This window comes from Actinomyces sp. zg-332, assembly GCF_011751945.2.
In the GTDB taxonomy this organism is placed as follows: Bacteria; Actinomycetota; Actinomycetes; order Actinomycetales; family Actinomycetaceae; genus ZJ293.
The window spans coordinates 1,171,478-1,189,385 of the sequence record NZ_CP064951.1 but is presented as its reverse complement, the minus strand read 5'-3'; the positions used below and the strand labels follow the sequence as shown (position 1 = coordinate 1,189,385).

9 protein-coding genes and 1 tRNA gene are annotated in these 17,908 nt (G+C 34.5%); 7 read left to right on the top strand and 3 right to left on the bottom strand.

Features of this window, described 5'->3' with window-relative positions; genetic code table 11:
* Positions 1-575: 575 nt before the first annotated feature.
* Positions 576-648: transfer RNA gene (locus HCQ94_RS04870), tRNA-Arg, on the bottom strand.
* A 188-nt stretch (positions 649-836) separates the two neighbouring features.
* On the opposite strand from HCQ94_RS04870, the gene HCQ94_RS04865 reads away from it, so the two are divergent.
* The gene (locus HCQ94_RS04865; RefSeq protein WP_166982351.1) at positions 837-2,930 is read left to right on the top strand and encodes an acyltransferase family protein; all 2,094 of its coding nucleotides are present in this window, start codon (positions 837-839) and stop codon (positions 2,928-2,930) included.
* An 844-nt stretch (positions 2,931-3,774) separates the two neighbouring features.
* Here HCQ94_RS04865 and HCQ94_RS04850 read toward each other — a convergent pair.
* Positions 3,775-6,519: an FtsK/SpoIIIE domain-containing protein gene (locus tag HCQ94_RS04850; RefSeq protein WP_166982349.1), complete on the bottom strand. Its 2,745-nt coding sequence runs from the start codon at positions 6,517-6,519 to the stop codon at positions 3,775-3,777.
* Between the two features lie 702 nt (positions 6,520-7,221).
* On the opposite strand from HCQ94_RS04850, the gene HCQ94_RS04845 reads away from it, so the two are divergent.
* Positions 7,222-9,651, top strand: coding sequence for an NAD-dependent DNA ligase LigA (locus HCQ94_RS04845; protein ID WP_232525713.1), 2,430 nt, complete (start codon positions 7,222-7,224; stop codon positions 9,649-9,651).
* Between the two features lie 367 nt (positions 9,652-10,018).
* Here the strand turns inward: HCQ94_RS04845 and HCQ94_RS04840 are convergent, their stop codons facing one another.
* Positions 10,019-11,230, bottom strand: coding sequence for a phospholipase D-like domain-containing protein (locus HCQ94_RS04840; protein WP_166978814.1), 1,212 nt, complete (start codon positions 11,228-11,230; stop codon positions 10,019-10,021).
* Between the two features lie 325 nt (positions 11,231-11,555).
* On the opposite strand from HCQ94_RS04840, the gene gatC reads away from it, so the two are divergent.
* The 5 genes from gatC (at position 11,556) to HCQ94_RS04815 (ending at position 17,881) form a co-directional block, all read left to right on the top strand.
* Positions 11,556-11,852: an Asp-tRNA(Asn)/Glu-tRNA(Gln) amidotransferase subunit GatC gene (gene gatC / locus HCQ94_RS04835; protein ID WP_166978812.1), complete on the top strand. Its 297-nt coding sequence runs from the start codon at positions 11,556-11,558 to the stop codon at positions 11,850-11,852.
* The gene (gene gatA / locus HCQ94_RS04830) at positions 11,852-13,354 is read left to right on the top strand and encodes an Asp-tRNA(Asn)/Glu-tRNA(Gln) amidotransferase subunit GatA (RefSeq protein ID WP_166982347.1); all 1,503 of its coding nucleotides are present in this window, start codon (positions 11,852-11,854) and stop codon (positions 13,352-13,354) included. The genes gatC and gatA overlap by 1 nt, the downstream gene beginning before the upstream one ends.
* Positions 13,354-14,850, top strand: a complete 1,497-nt coding sequence (gene gatB, locus HCQ94_RS04825; protein ID WP_166978808.1) for an Asp-tRNA(Asn)/Glu-tRNA(Gln) amidotransferase subunit GatB — start codon at positions 13,354-13,356, stop codon at positions 14,848-14,850. Before gatA ends, gatB begins: the two co-directional genes overlap by 1 nt.
* An 80-nt stretch (positions 14,851-14,930) precedes the next feature.
* A complete protein-coding gene (locus HCQ94_RS04820; RefSeq protein ID WP_166982345.1) occupies positions 14,931-16,322 on the top strand; it encodes an NAD-dependent malic enzyme in 1,392 nt (463 codons plus the stop codon).
* Positions 16,323-16,708: 386 nt separating this feature from the next.
* Positions 16,709-17,881, top strand: a complete 1,173-nt coding sequence (locus HCQ94_RS04815) for an ATP-binding protein (protein WP_166978804.1) — start codon at positions 16,709-16,711, stop codon at positions 17,879-17,881.
* The last annotated feature ends 27 nt before the right edge of the window (positions 17,882-17,908 follow it).

Below are 17,908 nucleotides of genomic sequence, written 5' to 3'. Positions count from 1 at the left end.
CGTATTGTACAAAGTTTTGCTTGTTGGGTTTCGTTGAAAAAGTGTGCGAGCAGAAAACGGGAAAGTGTCGAGTAGCGAACATATGAATGGAAGAAAGTGGCTAGTGAACTAAAATGGGAGTGGTAGGGAGTTAAAAAGGGCTTAAATAACATAAAAGTGGAGTGATGTATAGCTAAAGGGTAGTAAAATGGCATGAAAAGGGAGTGTGTGAATGGGTAAATTGGTAAAGGGGCAAAACTAAGGAAAGAAAGTAAGAAGTGCCTAAAAGATAAAATGTAGATGCTAAAAATAGAGAAAAGACGATAAAGCAAAATGTATGGGGAAAATAATAAAAGACAAAAGTTTTTAGTGTCTTAGAGCGTAATGAAAACCCTTTAGAATATAGTTTTGTTTTAATCGCATGGATTAGTTCTTTATCATAAGTTTATAACTTTTTAATCATGCATTTGAGTAATGATAGCAGTAGATAGCAGTAAATAGTGAGTAAGTACAACTTTATATATGGCTAAATAATTATATACCTAAATGTTTATACCAGCCATGAATAGAGATAGGGAAAACTGAGATAGAATATGTGCCCTGTACAGGATTCGAACCTGCGACCTTTCGCTCCGGAGGCGAACGCTCTATCCACTGAGCTAACAAGGCAAATATGCAATAAACATTATACATTAACTTTATTTATCTTAGGCAACTATTAGAATGCTAATCAGTGTTTTACTTATTTCGTCAATATTGGTATTATGTGTTTTGGATTTGTGTAATTCAGTCTGTTCAGATATTGCTGGTAGTTATTACTGTATAGAATAATACACATAGTTAAAGAGCGTTATTGTATGTTTAAAAAATTCAACAGTGTGAAGGTAAATGCTTCAGGTAGACGAGTTCGTGGCGACATTCAAGCTTTGCGTGCATTAGCAGTGGGATTAGTAATATTAAACCACTTATGGCCAATGCATCTTGGTGGAGGATATGTTGGGGTTGATGTATTCTTCGTAATCTCTGGTTTTCTTATTACTTCTCATTTAAACCGAGAGCTAGAGAAAAATAACGGCAAAGTAAAGCTAATTCAGTTCTATGCTAGACGTGTTAGACGCTTACTTCCCGTAGCTTTTTTCGTGATTACTTTATCTGTGATTTCAGCTTGGTTACTTATGCCATTTAGCCAGTGGGCTAAAAATATTAAAGAACTTATAGCTTCTACCTTTTATGTTGAAAATTTGTATTTAGCTTATAAAGCAGTTGATTATCATGCAAGTGCTCAAAGTGCTAGTATTGCTCAACATTATTGGTCGCTTTCAGTCGAAGAACAATTCTATATGCTTTGGCCTCTTTTACTAATGTTTTTCTATTTTTTGGCTGTAAAGTTTAAAAATAAGCTGTTGTTTCCTGTCTTTATCAGTATTTTTGGAATAATCTCTTTCATATATTGCGTATTTTTCACTTTTACTTATCAGGCACAGTCTTACTTTTTCACACCAGTTCGTTTTTGGGAATTTAGTGTTGGTGCTCTGCTTGCTGTTGTGGCGTCGAGCTTTAAAAAAGTTAGTTATTTTAACACTATAGTTGCACTTGCCGGTTGGGTTACTATTGCAATAAGTGCTGTTTTGTTCAAACCAGATAGTGTATTTCCGGGATACATAGCTTTAATACCAGTGCTTGGAACTGCTTTAGTTATTGCTGCAGGGATAGCTGGCGAAGTTCCAATTTTAAATAAGCTAACTAATTTATCTATTGTACGTTTAACTGGTGATATCTCATATTCATTATATTTGTGGCATTGGCCTTTGATTATTTTAGCTCCGTATGCCTTTGAACAAACACTAAATTATAAGAATAAGCTTGTAATTTTAGGCATAACGTTCATACTCTCATATTTATCTAAGACTTTCATAGAAGATAAAGGAATTCGTTCAGTATTTTTAAATAAATCTTCTATGGTTACATTTACATCAATGCTTTGTGCTATGAGCGTGATAGCTTTATCGGGCTATGGCGTTATTAAAGATGGACAGTTACAAATACAAAAGCATGATAAAGAAATACAAGCTCTTGGGAAAGATTCTTGTTTTGGAGCTAAAGCAATTTCTAATCCTAAGTGTAAAAATGTTGATGCTCCAGCCTACAGTGTTGCCATGACTGAGGATACTAATGCTTATTGGAAGTTACCGGATGATTGTGTTCCTGGTGAAAGTAAAGATAAAACTATCACCAATGTTAGTGGGCAATGTGATTATTCAGATAGTAGTTCCTCCAAAGCTAAATCTGTAAAAACTAAAAAAGTGTTCTTGATTGGTGATTCTCATATGCAACAGTGGATGCACCCAATTATAAAAGAAGCTAGAAAATATAAGTGGGATATGCATTGGTTTTTACAAGGAGCTTGTCCTGTTGCTGATGTGCAAGCTATAAAATACGATGAGTGTAACGTAAATACGAAGAAAATACATGAACATATTTTGAAAGAAAAACCAGATATTATTTTCTATTCGAATTTCTCGCGCAATACTGTAATTTCTACGACAGGTAATAATAGTATTTTTGAAGAATACGTTGATAAAATGCCTGTATTTTGGCATGCATGGGTGAAAAATGGTGCGACACTTATAAATATAGCTGATACACCTAATGTGGCTAAGATTCACGATCCTATCACTTGTCTGGAATATTCTAAGGATAATCCGAACGCTTGTGCTGTTTCACGTTCTGAGGTTTTGGGCTCAGATCCTATAGTTGCAGCATCTAAGAAAGTTTCTGACAAAAATATTCACTTACTAGATTTTAGTGATTACTTCTGTGATTCTAAGGTATGTAAAGTATCCATTGGAACAGTACCTGTTTTCTATGATTCTAACCATCTAAACCGCGTATATCTAGAGTCTTTCTACTCAGACTTCAGTGAGAAAGTTGCTAAGATTTTAGCCAAGTAGCGTTTGCTTTAGTAGGTTTATGCTGAAGTACTATTAGGACAATGCCCTAATAGTGTGTTTTTGTTTAGCATAACTTGTTTACTTGCCGTAGACGTATTTACTTACTTGTTTGCTGTGGACTTGTAGCGATATGCTTATTTATTTGTTTTCTATAAGTTACTAGAAGTATATTTGTGTGCCTATTTGTTCGTTAGAAATGCCACAGGTGTATCTACTCGTTTACTTACTAGCGATACAATATTTACTTAGCAAAGATGTGTTTTACTTACTTATTCACTTATTCACCTACTTATCCATTCATTTACTTACCTTTATTCACCTACTCACTCACCTTTGCCGTCCAGCCAACCTACCGTCCATCCAACTAACTGACTAAGTGACCGACTAGCTGACCACCTAAGCCAACCGTCCAGCCAACCGACCAGCCAACCTACCGTCCAGCCAACCGACCAACCAACTAACCGTCCAGCCAATCGACTAGCTAACCACCCAAGCCATCAAGCAAACAGCCGTCCGAGTAAGCAGTCGTCCAATCGAGTAACCAACCTAGCAACCGACGAGCCGACTAACTGACTAGCTAACCACCCAAGCCACCAAGCAAACAGCCGTCCGACCAGCCAATTGACTAGCTAACCACCCAAGCCACTGAGCAACCGACCAGCCAACCGACCAACCGAGTAACCAGCCGTCCGACCAACCGAGTAACCAGCCGACTAACCTACCAACATACATACATAGGCATTTTGTTCGTTTGCTTACTTTGCCACAAATATATTACTTACTAGAGCAAATACGTAAGAGTATAGGTACTTAGCACGGGTAGAGGGTCAATAGATAAAATACACTAGTAAAGCTGTGCTAATTGTATCCATTTATGCTCGTTTTCATTCATCATTAGTATCACCATACCTTTTCTGTTTTCGTCGAATATTATATTGTCGGTTTGCCTAGAAATACCAAGCAAATCTAGATTTTTTCTTTCAGGTGTGAAAAGTATTTTGTAAGTGTATATATCAATAGTTTTATACAGCAAGCTTTGAGTAAAGACGTAATTATTTTTATTCACGAAAACTATTATGGATATTTTATGACTTAGAACGGCTGTCATACAAACAGAGTCTATGCTAAAACTGTTATCGACGTTTAATACTATGGAGCTTTGGGTACGGATTTTTAGTAAAAAGATTTTATTAGAAAAAACTTCATTTATTGAATTCATGTCTGTTTCTTGCGACTCTTTAAAATAGTACTCTTTTACACCAAAAATGCTATTTATATTTTGTGGAATTATTGCATTTGAGTTGGATTTGAAAAGTGTTTTTAGGAATAGGTATTTTTCGTAGTCACTATCTGTAAAAACTATATAGTTATTCTCGTATTTCAACTTTACTTCTTTTAAAGTTGCTTCTTCCAAGCCTAAAATAAATGTTTCTTCTAAAGATTTATCACACCTTTCTTTAGTTTCTATGCAGTAGTTTTCATAGTTATAGATGAAAAGTTTGGGTAGTGGAAATATGTATTTATATGTATTTTTATTAGTAATTTTTAGCGTATTCTCTATTTCTCCTATTCTTCCTGATAATACAGGTAGTTGTATTTCTACTGTTTTTCTATTGTCGTAAGTAAAAATTCGTCCTAGGGTATTTTTATGCTTATTTTTATCGTTAGCGATATTGTTTTTCCATAAAAATATGTCGTGAGTATCTACGTCAAAATGGTAATGAAATTGACAATCTTTTATGGGCTTATGAGAAAAAATTATGAGCAACATCTTAGAAGTTTTTGCCTTATTGAAAAGTTGTGTTGTTATATCATGTTGTACTTTGATATTAGTTTGAGTTGTTTGTTCAATAAAATATTCCCAATCTTCTACCAACAAATTTATTTTTATATTTGTAGATAAGTACTTACTTAGTACTGATAAAATGTGATTTGGGTTTTTATATGTAATATAAGCAATATTAGTGTTATAGCTTTTTAGCCTATTCTCATATAGTTTATCGTTACTAGTTATAACTAGCGTTAAATTTGTTTTTGCTAGGTTGAAAATTATTGTTTGAATATACTCGAAGATTGAGTAATTGGGTATTTGAAAGTTGTGTGACCCTTTGCTTATTGTATAAATATATTGCTTATTATATTCATGGCTTTCAGCCATACCTAGAGTTATTTCTTCACCTACGGTTACTTTTTCACCTAGAGTTATTTCCTTTGAAAAATCACATATAGTGTGGGTATAGAGTTTATTTCCTCCTTTTATGATTTTTTTCGCATCCGTATATAAAATATTGTTAGTGGTTATATAAATCTTTTCAGGTAAACTGTCTATGATAATTGGTGAATAGCCAGTATATGGGTTAGTTTCTTTGAATTTTTCGTATATTTGTACCAGTGTTTGCAAAGTGTTTTGAACGAATTTTTCTTCACTTTTACCAGCCCATAGGAATTGCACTATATTTTTATTTACTAAGGCTCTACCGGGAATCTTTTCCTCAAAAGAAGTTAAGTAACTATTTGTTTCATACTCGTTCTTTTGCATATATATTTGTAAGTCAATATTGCTTTTTATTGTATTAGGTATGGTATTTGCTGAGTTTTGTGTTGCCAGTATCAGATGTATTCCTAAAGCTCTACCTTTTGTAACTAAATTTATAAGCGAATCTATTACTTCATATTTTTCATTGGATAACGATAAAAATTCATCAATTATTATAAGCAACCTAGGTAAAACAAAATTACTGTTAGCGTTATATTCATCAATATCTTTTGCATTTTTTATCAACAATAATTTTTCACGTTTTTGAATTTCAGATTTTAAAGATTTTATTGCTCGTAAAGTTATACTTTGATCTAAATCAGTATAAATACCATCTATATGTGGGAGAGTTTTTACACAGTTAAAGCTTAGTCCACCTTTATAATCTATCAGGAGTAATTTTACATATTGGGGTGAATAATTTATTGCTATAGATAGAATAATTGTTACTAAACTTTCACTTTTGCCACTACCTGTATTACCACTAATTAAACAGTGAGGAGAAGTATTGTTGAGTAATATGTTTTTTACATTATCTTCATAAATATAAGCAGGGATTTTAAAATCTTTTTTATGTGTTATCCAATTTGTAAATATAGTTTTTTCATCTGTTTTTAAGTAGTTTTCTATCTTTGCTATTTTAGGGAGATTCTCACTTTTCAAAGGAGTTTCTATACCATTTTCGAACAAAAACTTACCCCAACTAGAATTATAGAGCTTTATGGGATATTTACAATCAATAATTTTACTAGGGTAGAAGTTCGAATTATCATGGATAGAAGTGGTAGCAACCATTTTTAAAGTATTTTTATTATCTTTTTCATTTATACCGTGATAAAAGACTACTTTATTATTATCTAAGCGATAATTTAGATTGTAAAAACTCTTTGCTTGTAAAGATATATAGTATAAGTATTCTTTTGCATATTTGCCTTTAAACAGCACATGTTCATTAGGTCTAAAAATGTATGTTTTATTTTTAGCAAGTACTTTTGAAACTTTATACCTAAAGTGATATGACTCTTGCTGAATGTATTCTGTACGTTTATTCAAAAGCTTGTACAGAAAACTTAAGTATATCTCTATAGGATTTATACGTGTAAAAGTACCATAAGTGATAGATAACAATATGCTTATAAACATAGGGATAGTAAAGAGTAAACGGTAAAAGCTATTTGAGTAGAATATTGCAATTAGTATTGAAGAAAATACTAATGGAATCAAACTCAAAATTCTTTGTATAAAAATGTGTTTTTTAAACATCTTAGTTGTATTTATGGAAAGTATGCTTTTCCTCTTTTTATATAGCCTATAAAAGTTATTTCCCACTTTAAAGAAAGTAAAATATACGCTTATTTTTCTGTATATCGGGTAAGAGCAAGTGTTCAAATTCGAGTCTAGAACATATAATTTTGATGTTTTTATATCCATAATGAAAAGGACATTCGTAGTATTAAAAATTTTTTCATTCAAGTGCTCGTTTTTGCTTAGTATCTTATTTATTTCGTTTTTAGAGTTGGCTAAGTTTAGTTCGTATACAGGTATTAAAATTCCTTTATTTTCACCGTTTAACAAGTAGATGATATAACTACTTGTAAGACAATCGTGTATATATGCTTCACATTCCATTTTTAAAAGGTAATACATTAGGATAAATTGGTTACTAGTATTTTTAAAAATGTGTATAAATGATACTTATTCACATTTTGGGAAAAAGAATTTATAAAATGCGAATATCCTATTAGAATAATAAATGTGCTAGAAAATGACATCGATAATTTAAATGAATTACAGATTAAAGAACTAATCGTTCAACTTGTTGAAGAACTCAATAGGGCATCAACACAATACTATAGTGAAGAGAACGAGAGCCATTTAACCGATGAAGAGTATGACTCAAAGTCGAGACTTTTAAAAGAGCTCGATAAAAAATATCCTGAATATATACCTGATAACTCACCAACTAGAAATATTGGTAGCAAGGTAAGTAATAGTGTTTTCAAACCGTATGAACATCCTAGTAAGATGTATAGCTTAGATGATGTCTTTAGCATAGATGAAGTAGATACTTGGGCTAATAGAGTACTAGAAAATGAATCTATAGAAATAACTGCTGAAGTTAAAGTAGATGGTTTGGCTTTAAACTTACTCTACGAGAATGGAAAGCTTGTAAGAGGAGTTACTCGTGGTGATGGCGCTATAGGTGAAGATGTGACTGCGAACGTGCTGACTATAAAAGATATCCCTCACACTCTAAAGGGTAAAAATATACCAGATTTCATAGAAATACGTGGTGAAGTTTACTTTAAAACTAAAGATTTTGAAGAATTCAATGCACTTATAAAAGAAAAAAATGATGAGCTAATAGAGATAAAGGAACTCATTAAAGAGAATAAAGCAACAAAACATAACTATAACTTGAGTGAGTACGATTTATATCCAAAGAAACAATTTTCTAACGCAAGAAACGGAGCTGCAGGATCTCTTAGGCAAAAAAATTCTAAAGCCACAGCTTTACGTCCTTTGTCTTTCATCGCTCATGGTATTGGCTCTACTATTTGGAATAGTGCACACGAAGACCCTCAAACTTTATCAGCTTGCTTCGAGTTGTTATCAAGTTGGGGACTAGAAGTATCACCTCATACTAAGGTACTAAAAGGTAGGCAAGAGCGCATACAATACATAGAAAAATACGAGAATAAGCGTTTTGAAATAGAGCATGGTATAGATGGAATAGTATTCAAAATAAATAACTTAGATAAACAAAATCAATTAGGATATACGATTAAATCTCCTAGGTGGGCTGTTGCATATAAATTTCCTCCAGTTGAAGTAGAAACAAAACTTTTGGATATACAAGTTCAAGTTGGTAGGACTGGACGTGTGACTCCTTTTGCTTTGATGGAAAAAGTCTTGGTTGATGGCTCGCTAGTGGAACGTGCTACTTTGCATAACATGGACGAAGTAAAGCGTAAAGGAATTCTTATAGGCGATATTATAAGGATACGAAAAGCTGGGGATATAATTCCTGAGGTTTTGCACGCTGTAGAGTCTAAAAGAAGTGGCTGTGAATACGCTTTTGAAATGCCTAAAAACTGCCCGTCTTGTGGTCACCTTTTAGCTCCATCTAAGGAAACTGATGTTGATTTGAGGTGTCCAAACACGCGTAGTTGTCCTGATCAGTTAACTGAAAGAATTTCTTATATTGCTTCTAGGAAATCTTTAGATATTGATGGTCTTGGTGCTGAGGCCGCTTTGGCTTTGACTCAACCTGATAAAATGCGTGAACAAGTAATATCAGATTACAAGCAAGGTATGAAAATAAAGCTTTTTGATGGAACTTCAATACAAAGTAAAGCTTTTGAGCAGGAAGAAAGTTTAAGTATATTTGATTCACTCGATGAGGAATGTGACGTTATACCGAAGCAAACTCCTGTTGTTACTAGTGAATCGCAACTTTTTAGCTTGAATGCTGAGAAATTAGAAAAGGTTTATGTTTGGAGACAAGTTACTAATAAGAAAACAGGTAAAACTCATTGGGAAGCTGTTCCATATTTTTGGACAAAGCCAACGAAAACAAAACCTAGTGTGCCTGGTAAAAATTTAGCGTTGCTACTAAATAAGCTAGAAGAAATAAAAACTTCTAGGTCACTTTGGCGTTATTTGGTTGCTTTTTCTATAAGACACGTTGGACCTAAAGCCGCTAGGGAGCTTGCTACACATTTCAATACAATAGAGGCTATAAAACAGGCTAGTATTGAAGAAATAGCTAGTTTGGATAGCATTGGTGACGTAATTGCATATTCTATTCGTAATTGGTTTGATGGACAAGATAGTGCTTGGCATAACGAAATTATTGATACTTGGAGAAAAGAAGGCGTTACTTTTAAAAACGAGATTGAAGATACAAAAGAGTATGAGCAATATTTACAGGGATATAATATTGTAATCACTGGAAAGTTAACTAAATTCAACAGAGATGATGTCAAAGAGCAACTAGTTTTGCGTGGAGCTAAATCTGCTGGATCGGTTTCAAAAAATACTTCTTTTGTCATAGCTGGCGAAAAAGCTGGATCTAAGCTAAAAGACGCTATGAAATATTCTATCCCTGTATATGATGAAGAATTCTTAGTGAAGTTACTTGAGGGTGATTTGCAAGTTATAAGTGAGATAAAAAGTTTGTGAAGTGCTTAGGAAATAATTCATTTCGTAGTGTTTTGATAACTAGTAGTGTTTTAGACAGTATGGATAGGGAATATATCTTAGCTTACTTTATTTTCATTCTTTTATGATGTATGAGTTATATTATTTCATTATATAGTGTACATATAGAAAACGAGTATAAAACATTGGATTTTGTTCATACAGTAAGTAAATGGTGCTTTTTACCTGAACTGAACTATGTCTTTATAAAATAGTGAGTTTGTTTTCTTTATTTTATATAGCTTGAGGAAAATACAACTAGAGATATTTGTATGAAAAATAAAAATTAGTAACATACTTATGTTCAAAATAGACAGGTAAAAAGTAGTATTACAAAGCAAATAACGTTTTATATTATAAAACCTAGTGGACGTAGAATTTTTTCAGTAATACGTTCCATAATTCTAACGTTGTTTCTTTCCTCTAAAGTAAGTCTTCTACAGTTAGTAAGATCTTTTATGAATATATTTTGCATACAGTTAGCGAAACGCTTAGACCAAATTTGAACATTTATTTCAAAATTGCCCATTAGTGAGAGTCTATCGATATTGGCTGTTCCAACAGTTGACCATCTTCCATCAACTGTACAAGTTTTCGCGTGAATCATGGTGTTTTTATATAGCCAAATCTCTACACCTGCGTTTAAAAGTGTATCAAAATAAGAACTAGCAACCCAGTCAGCAACTATGTGATTAGACTTTTCAGGCATCAGTATCTTTACATCTACTCCTCTTCGAGCAGCTTTTATAAGCCCTTCGGTTATTTCTTTGTCTGGAACAAAATATGCTTGAGTTATCCATATATTCTTAGTGGCTCTATCGAAAGCGTCAATATATAGTCCTCTTACGGGAAACAATAGGCGATTAGGATTATTTACAGCTACACGAATATTGGAGTCCCATTCTTTAGCTCCAAGATCAGGAATTTTATGCGAATTTTTTTTAGAAAAAGTATTCCAGAAATTTATGAATGCATTTTCTAATTCCCAAACTGTTGAACCTTTTATTCTTATGTGAGTATCACGCCATTTATCTCGATATAAAGCACCAATATTATATCCACCAATATAAGCAATCTCACTGTCAACTACTAGAATTTTACGGTGATCTCTTCCTGTTTTTCTAGGGTTTAAAGTCAACAAGCCATGTCTGAAAAATGGAAATTCTAAAACGTGTAAATTGGGTATTTTAGGGAAACGTTTAAAAATTCTAGGAACAATAAAGTTACCAAATCCATCAAAAACTACATATACTTTTATGCCTCTTCTTGCAGCTTTTATAAGTTCTCTTTTAAATTCTCTACCAACTATATCGTCTTTCCAAATATAGGTTTCGAACATTATTGTTTCTTTGGCATTAGAAATATCTTCGAGCATTTCCTTATATAAGGATTTTCCTTCTGTATAAGTACGTATTTGAGAGTCTTTGATATTGATACTTTGAGGTGTTAAAGATGGAAAAATAAAATTTTTAGAGCGTATTTTCCTTTTACGTAAAAAGTCGTAAAACATTACAAAGAAAATAGTTGTTGCTTGTATAGACATGAAAATAACTGTTGTCATTTTAAGTATTTTCACGATTTTATTTTTTATTGTTTTTTGATTCAGACTTTTTATAGTAAACCTCATAATACTATAGTAGCGATTATCAAACTTTTTTGAAACCTTTTTTATAATGCAAAAGTGCTACGGTATGATTACATAGGCATAATGTTTGATTAATTATTTCGTGAAAAATAAGAATTGATAAAAAATTACTATTTGAAATGTTTAGTAGTGATATTATCCACTTTAAACCTATCAGAAATAGTGGAAAATTTGGTACACTATACCTTACGTATATTTTATGCGAACTAAATAAATGTACTACATAAGGATATGATCATCCATGCATACTATTCCAAAAGAAGAAGTGGCCCGTATAGCTGGGCTGGCCCGTTTGGCTTTAACTGATGAAGAAATTGAGCGTATGACTGGTGAATTCGACGTTATTGCTAATGCTATAGACCGTGTTTCAGAAATAGCAACTAGTGATGTACCAGCTACTTCTCATCCTATACCTTTGACTAATGTGATGCGTGAAGATGAAGTAAAAGAATGTATTGACCGTGAAAGCGTTTTAGCATGTGCTCCGGAAAGCGAAAACGGACGTTTTCTAGTTCCTCAAATTCTGGGAGAAGAGTAATGAAAGATATTCTTAAACTTTCTGCTTATGAGATGAGTCAAAAGCTCATAGCAGGTGAACTAACTTCTGTTGAACTAACTCAGGCATGTTTAGACCGTATTGCTGAAGTTGACGGTAAAGTTCAAGCCTTTTTGTTAGTTGATGAACAAGGAGCTATGCATACAGCTCGTCTAGTAGACGAAAAACGTGCAAGAGGTGAAGAGCTACCTGCTTTTGCTGGTGTTCCAGTAGCTATTAAAGACAATATTTGTGTAAATGGTATGAAAACTACTTGTGCTTCAAAAATGCTTGAAAATTGGGTATCTCCATACGATGCAACAGTTATTTCTAAAATTAAAAAAGAAATGATGCCAATAATCGGTAAAACAAATATGGACGAATTCGCGATGGGCTCATCAACTGAACATTCAGCTTTCCAGCGTACTTGTAACCCTTGGGATTTAGACCGTATTCCTGGTGGCTCTGGTGGTGGCTCTGCTGCTGCTGTTGCTGCTTATATGGTGCCTTTAGCTCTAGGTTCGGATACTGGTGGTTCTATACGTCAACCGGGAGCTGTAACAGGTACTGTTGGGGCTAAACCAACTTACGGTAGGATATCTCGTTATGGTCTAGTTGCTATGGCGTCCTCATTGGATCAAATCGGTCCAGTTGCTCGTACTGTTCAAGATGCTGCAATGTTGCAGTCTATAATTGGAGGATATGATGAGTACGATTCAACTTCTTTACAAGAAGATGCATACGATGTTGTTCGTGCATTAGAAGAAAACACAGACTTGTCAAAGATGCGTATAGGTATCGTAAAAGAACTTTCTGGTGAAGGATATGACAAAGGTGTTAGGGATACTTTCGATAATATTCTTGATATTTTGAAAGAACGTGGAGCAAATATTATTGAAGTATCATGTCCTTCTTTTGAATATGCATTATCAGCTTACTATCTCATTATGCCAGCTGAAGTTTCGTCCAATTTGGCTCGTTTTGATGGCGTTCACTATGGTGCTCGCATTCTTCCTAAAGAAGGACCAGTTACAGCTGAAACTATGATGGCTACTACACGTGGTGAAGCTTTTGGTGACGAAGTAAAACGTAGAATTATATTGGGAACTTACGCTTTATCATCTGGACATGTTGATGACTATTACATGAGTGCTCAAAGAGTTAGAACATTGATTCAACGAGATTTTGAAGCAGCTTATAAAGAGGTAGATGTTCTTTTGTCTCCAACATCACCAGTTGTAGCTTTCAAATTTGGTGACAAGATGAATGACCCATTGGCTATGTATTTGAATGATATAGCTACAATTCCAGCTAACTTAGCAGGTATTCCAGGTATTTCGATTCCAGCAGGATTGTCTCAAGGACTGCCTGTAGGTTTGCAAGTTCTAGCTCCAGCTCACAAAGATGCTCGTATGTATGCTGTAGCAAATGAGATTGAAAAGATTTTGAACCCAATATGGGGCGGAAATATTTTAGAGCAAGCACCAGTTTTGGAGGGTGAATAATGTCTAAACTTGTATCTTACGAAAAAGCTGCTGCTGAGTTTGACCCAGTTTTAGGTATTGAAGTACACGTTGAACTAGGTACCAAAACCAAAATGTTCGACCATGCTCCTAACGTATTCGGTGAAGAACCAAACACCATGGTTACACCAGTTTCTCTAGGTTTACCAGGAACTTTGCCAGTTGTTAACAAAAAAGCAGTTGAATATGCAATCAAAATTGGTTTGGCTTTAAACTGTTCGATAGCTTCTTCATGCCGATTTGCTCGTAAAAACTACTTCTACCCAGATATTCCGAAAAACTTTCAAACATCACAGTTTGATGAACCTATAGCTTATGATGGCTATCTAGATGTTGAACTTGAAGATGGAGCTGTTTTTAGAGTAGATATTGAACGTGCTCATATGGAAGAGGACGCTGGTAAGAACACTCACGTTGGTGGTGCTGCTGGTCGTATCCAAGGTGCTGAATATTCTCTAGTTGACTATAACCGTGCTGGTGTTCCACTAGTTGAAATAGTTACACGTCCAATTACTGGCTGTGGTGATAGAGCTCCTGAAGTAGCTGCTGCTTACGTACAGACTTTGCGCGATATTTTCCGTGCCTTAGAAGTATCTGAAGCTCGTATGGAACGTGGAAATGTGCGTGCTGATATAAACGTTTCTTTGAGGAAAACTCCAGAAGATAAGTTTGGCACACGTACTGAAACAAAAAATGTCAACTCTTTTAGAGCTATAGATAAAGCTGTGCGATATGAGATGCGTCGTCAAGCCACAGTTTTGCTTGAAGGCGAGACAGTAATACAAGAAACTCGTCACTGGCACGAAGATACAAGCTCAACTTCTTCAGGTCGTGAAAAGAGTGATGCTGAAGATTATCGTTATTTCCCTGAACCAGATTTGGTGCCAGTATGTCCTTCAAAGGAGTGGATAGAACAGATTCGCTCTTCCATGCCAGAAATGCCTGCTGTTCGTCGCAAGCGTTTGATTGCTCAGTGGGGCATTAGTGACGTTGAAATGAGAGACGTTATCAACGCTGGTGCATTGGATCTAATAGAAGCTACTATAAAGGCTGGTACTTCACCACAATCTGCTCGTAAATGGTGGATGGGTGAAATATCTCGTATTGCTAGAGTACAAGAAATATCTCTAGAAGAAGTAAAAGTTACACCTGAACAAATTTGCGAACTACAGTCATTAATAGATGAAAAGAAAATTAATGATAAAATCGCTCGTTCTGTATTAGATAGTGTAATACAAGGTGAAGGTCAACCAGCTCAGATTGTAAAAGATAAAGGGCTCGAAATCGTCTCAGATGATGGTGCTTTAGAAAAAGCTGTAGATGAGGCTCTAAATAGTAATCCTGATGTTGTTGAAAGTCTAAAGGCCGGAAAAATGCAAGCAATTGGTGCATTAATGGGTCCAATTATGAAAGCAACAAAGGGACAAGCAGACGCTAGCCGTGTACGTGAAATAATTATGGAGAAGATAAATTTGTAACGAAGGAGTTGTAAATATTTTTTTCCGGAATTTCACGCACACCTAGTGCAATGGGGGAAAATAAATACAAAGGAGTAAAAATGGCGACCCTACCAGGTCCTTCTCACACTATGGCTATACGTTTGAAAATGCCTTTTACTAGGGATGGGGCATCTAAAATTTTAAGCGATATAGCTTCTGTTGGAGCAATTGTTACTGGTATGGATACAGTTGTGTCAGAAAATGGCATATTGACTGTAGATTTGACATGTGACGCGAAAGATACATCTCATCAAACTGAAATTGTTGATGTATTGAAAAAGATTGAAGATGTCGAAGTTATCAGCGCTGAAGATTTAACGTTTTCAGCTCATATTGGTGGAAAAATTGATGCCCAATCTAAGATTAACGTGAATAGTCGTAGAGATTTGGCACGTGCTTATACCCCAGGTGTTGCTCGTGTTTGTACTGCTATTGCTGAATCTGAGGATAAAGCTAATACCTACACAATAAAAGGTAATACAGTTGCAGTGGTTTCTGATGGCACGGCTGTTTTGGGATTAGGAAATATAGGTCCAAAAGCAGCTTTACCTGTTATGGAAGGTAAAGCGTTGCTATTCAAACAATTTGCCGGTGTAAATGCTTGGCCTATAGTTTTGGATACGCAAGATACTGAAGAAATTATTTCAATAGTAAAAGCGATTTCTCCAGGTTTTGGTGGAATTAACCTTGAAGATATTTCAGCTCCTAGGTGTTTTGAAATAGAATCACGCTTACGTGAAGAGTTAGATATCCCTGTTTTCCACGATGATCAGCATGGCACAGCAATTGTTGTATTGGCTGCTTTAATCAATGCTTTAAAGATTGTTAATAAGCGCATTGAAGATGTGCGTATTGTAGTATCTGGTGTTGGTGCTGCAGGTAGTGCAATCATAAAGTTATTGATGGCTCAAGGAGCTAAAGATATTGTTGGCTATGGTCGTGAAGGAGCGTTATCTCGGACTCAAGTCACTGCTGATACTGAAGAAAATCGGGCTTGGATTTCAAATAATACTAACCCTCGCTGTGTTGAAGGAGATTTGAAATCTGGTTTGAAAGATGCTGATGTATTCATCGGTGTTTCATCTGGTGGCATTTTGTCAGGGGAAGATATTGCTGTTATGGCTGATGATGCTATCGTATTTGCTTTAGCTAACCCTATACCTGAGGTAGATCCTTACGAAGCCATGAAACATGCTGCTATTGTTGCTACTGGCCGTAGTGATTATCCTAACCAGATTAATAATGTTTTGGCTTTCCCAGGTTTATTTAGAGGGTTACTTGATGCAAAGTGCAATAAGATTACAGGTGAAATATTGCGTGTAGCTTCTGTTGCTATTGCTGAAGTTATTCCTGATGAACAGCTACATGAGTCTTATATTATTCCAGATGTTTTCAATGAAAAAGTATCTGAGAAAGTAGCTAGTGCAGTCAAATTAGCTGCAACAAAATAGGGCTTAAAGGGAACATAGATATAAGCTACTGTTTGTGTGGGCGTGTGTTACGAAAAGTACTTTCTTAGCACACGCCCATTCGTTTAAAACAGATCTAAACTGTGTATGAAATTGTGGGTGTTTTGTTTTTTTTGTTGAGAAAGTGTGAGCTGTGGTAGATGAGTGGATAGCTCGATAGGTTTGAGAATATATCACTTTTATGTTTTTTGGTTTTGTTCATGCTTGGGAACAGCGTAAGTTAGGGGATACTGTTTGTAAAGTAACGAAGAAAAGTTATGATAAGGTCGATTAGATTTTTACTAATTCAGCAAACTTGGGCATTATTTTCAAAATACACTTGAAAATAATGCCCAAGTTGTATATTGTGTAGTTAGTTAGGGGGAAATATGATTAGAAGAAATATTTCACAAAAGTTAATTTCTTTAACTAAGCAAGTGCCAGTTGTAACTATTATCGGACCAAGGCAGTCAGGGAAAACTACTTTGGTAAAAGAATGTTTTACAGAATATAATTACGCAAACTTAGAAGACCCTATAACTAGGATGCTAGCAAAAGAAGATTACAAAGGTTTTTTCGAAAGATATAAAGAACCATTAATAATTGATGAAGTCCAAAGAGTGCCAGAACTTCTTTCTGCGATACAAGTAATGGTTGATGAGAATAGAGAAAAGAATGGTCGTTTTATACTTACAGGGAGTCACCAACCAAGTTTGCAAAAAGGAATTGCTCAATCGCTTGCTGGAAGGACAAGTATTATGACCTTACTTCCTTTGAGTATGAATGAGCTTAATCAAGAAGGGCTACTCGAAGGCTTAACTACTGATGAGTTATTACTTAAAGGCTTAATGCCTGAATTGTACAATGAAGGAAGTAGAGAGCCTTTAGTTTACTATAGAGACTATTTAAATACTTATGTTGAAAAAGATTTGAGAGAAATGCTAGAAATTAAAAATCTAGATAAATTTTTACGATTTTTAACTTTGTTAGCAGGTAGGGTGGGGCAAGTAGTTAATTTGTCTGCTTTATCGGGTGAAGTAGGTGTTTCGTCTACAACTTTGTCTGAATGGTTATCTGTGTTGGAAGCCTCTTATATTTTATATCGACTTAAACCCTATTTCTCTAATATTACAAAACAACAAATTAAATCCCCAAAAATTTATTTTACAGAAGTAGGATTGGCGGCTTATCTATTAGGAATAGAAACTGAGAATCAGGTTAATAGAGATCCTTTACGTGGTAATTTGTTTGAAAATTTAATTGTTTCAGAAGTCTTAAAATCACGCTTAAATGATAATAAAGATTCGAACATCTATTTTATGAGAACTGCCAAAGGGGTAGAAGTGGACTTAATTGTCAAGAAAGAAGATAATTTATACCCTTTTGAAATAAAAACATCAATGACGCCAAACAAAACATTTTCTAGACACCTACTGTCTTTCGTGGAAGCAGAAGAGAATGCACAAAACCCAAGAATTATTTATACAGGTGAATCGTATTCAAAACTCAACGGTGTAGAGTATGTGAATTTTAAGGAGTTGGATAAATATTTAAAATTATGACCCCGTACTTAGGGAATAGCAAAAATC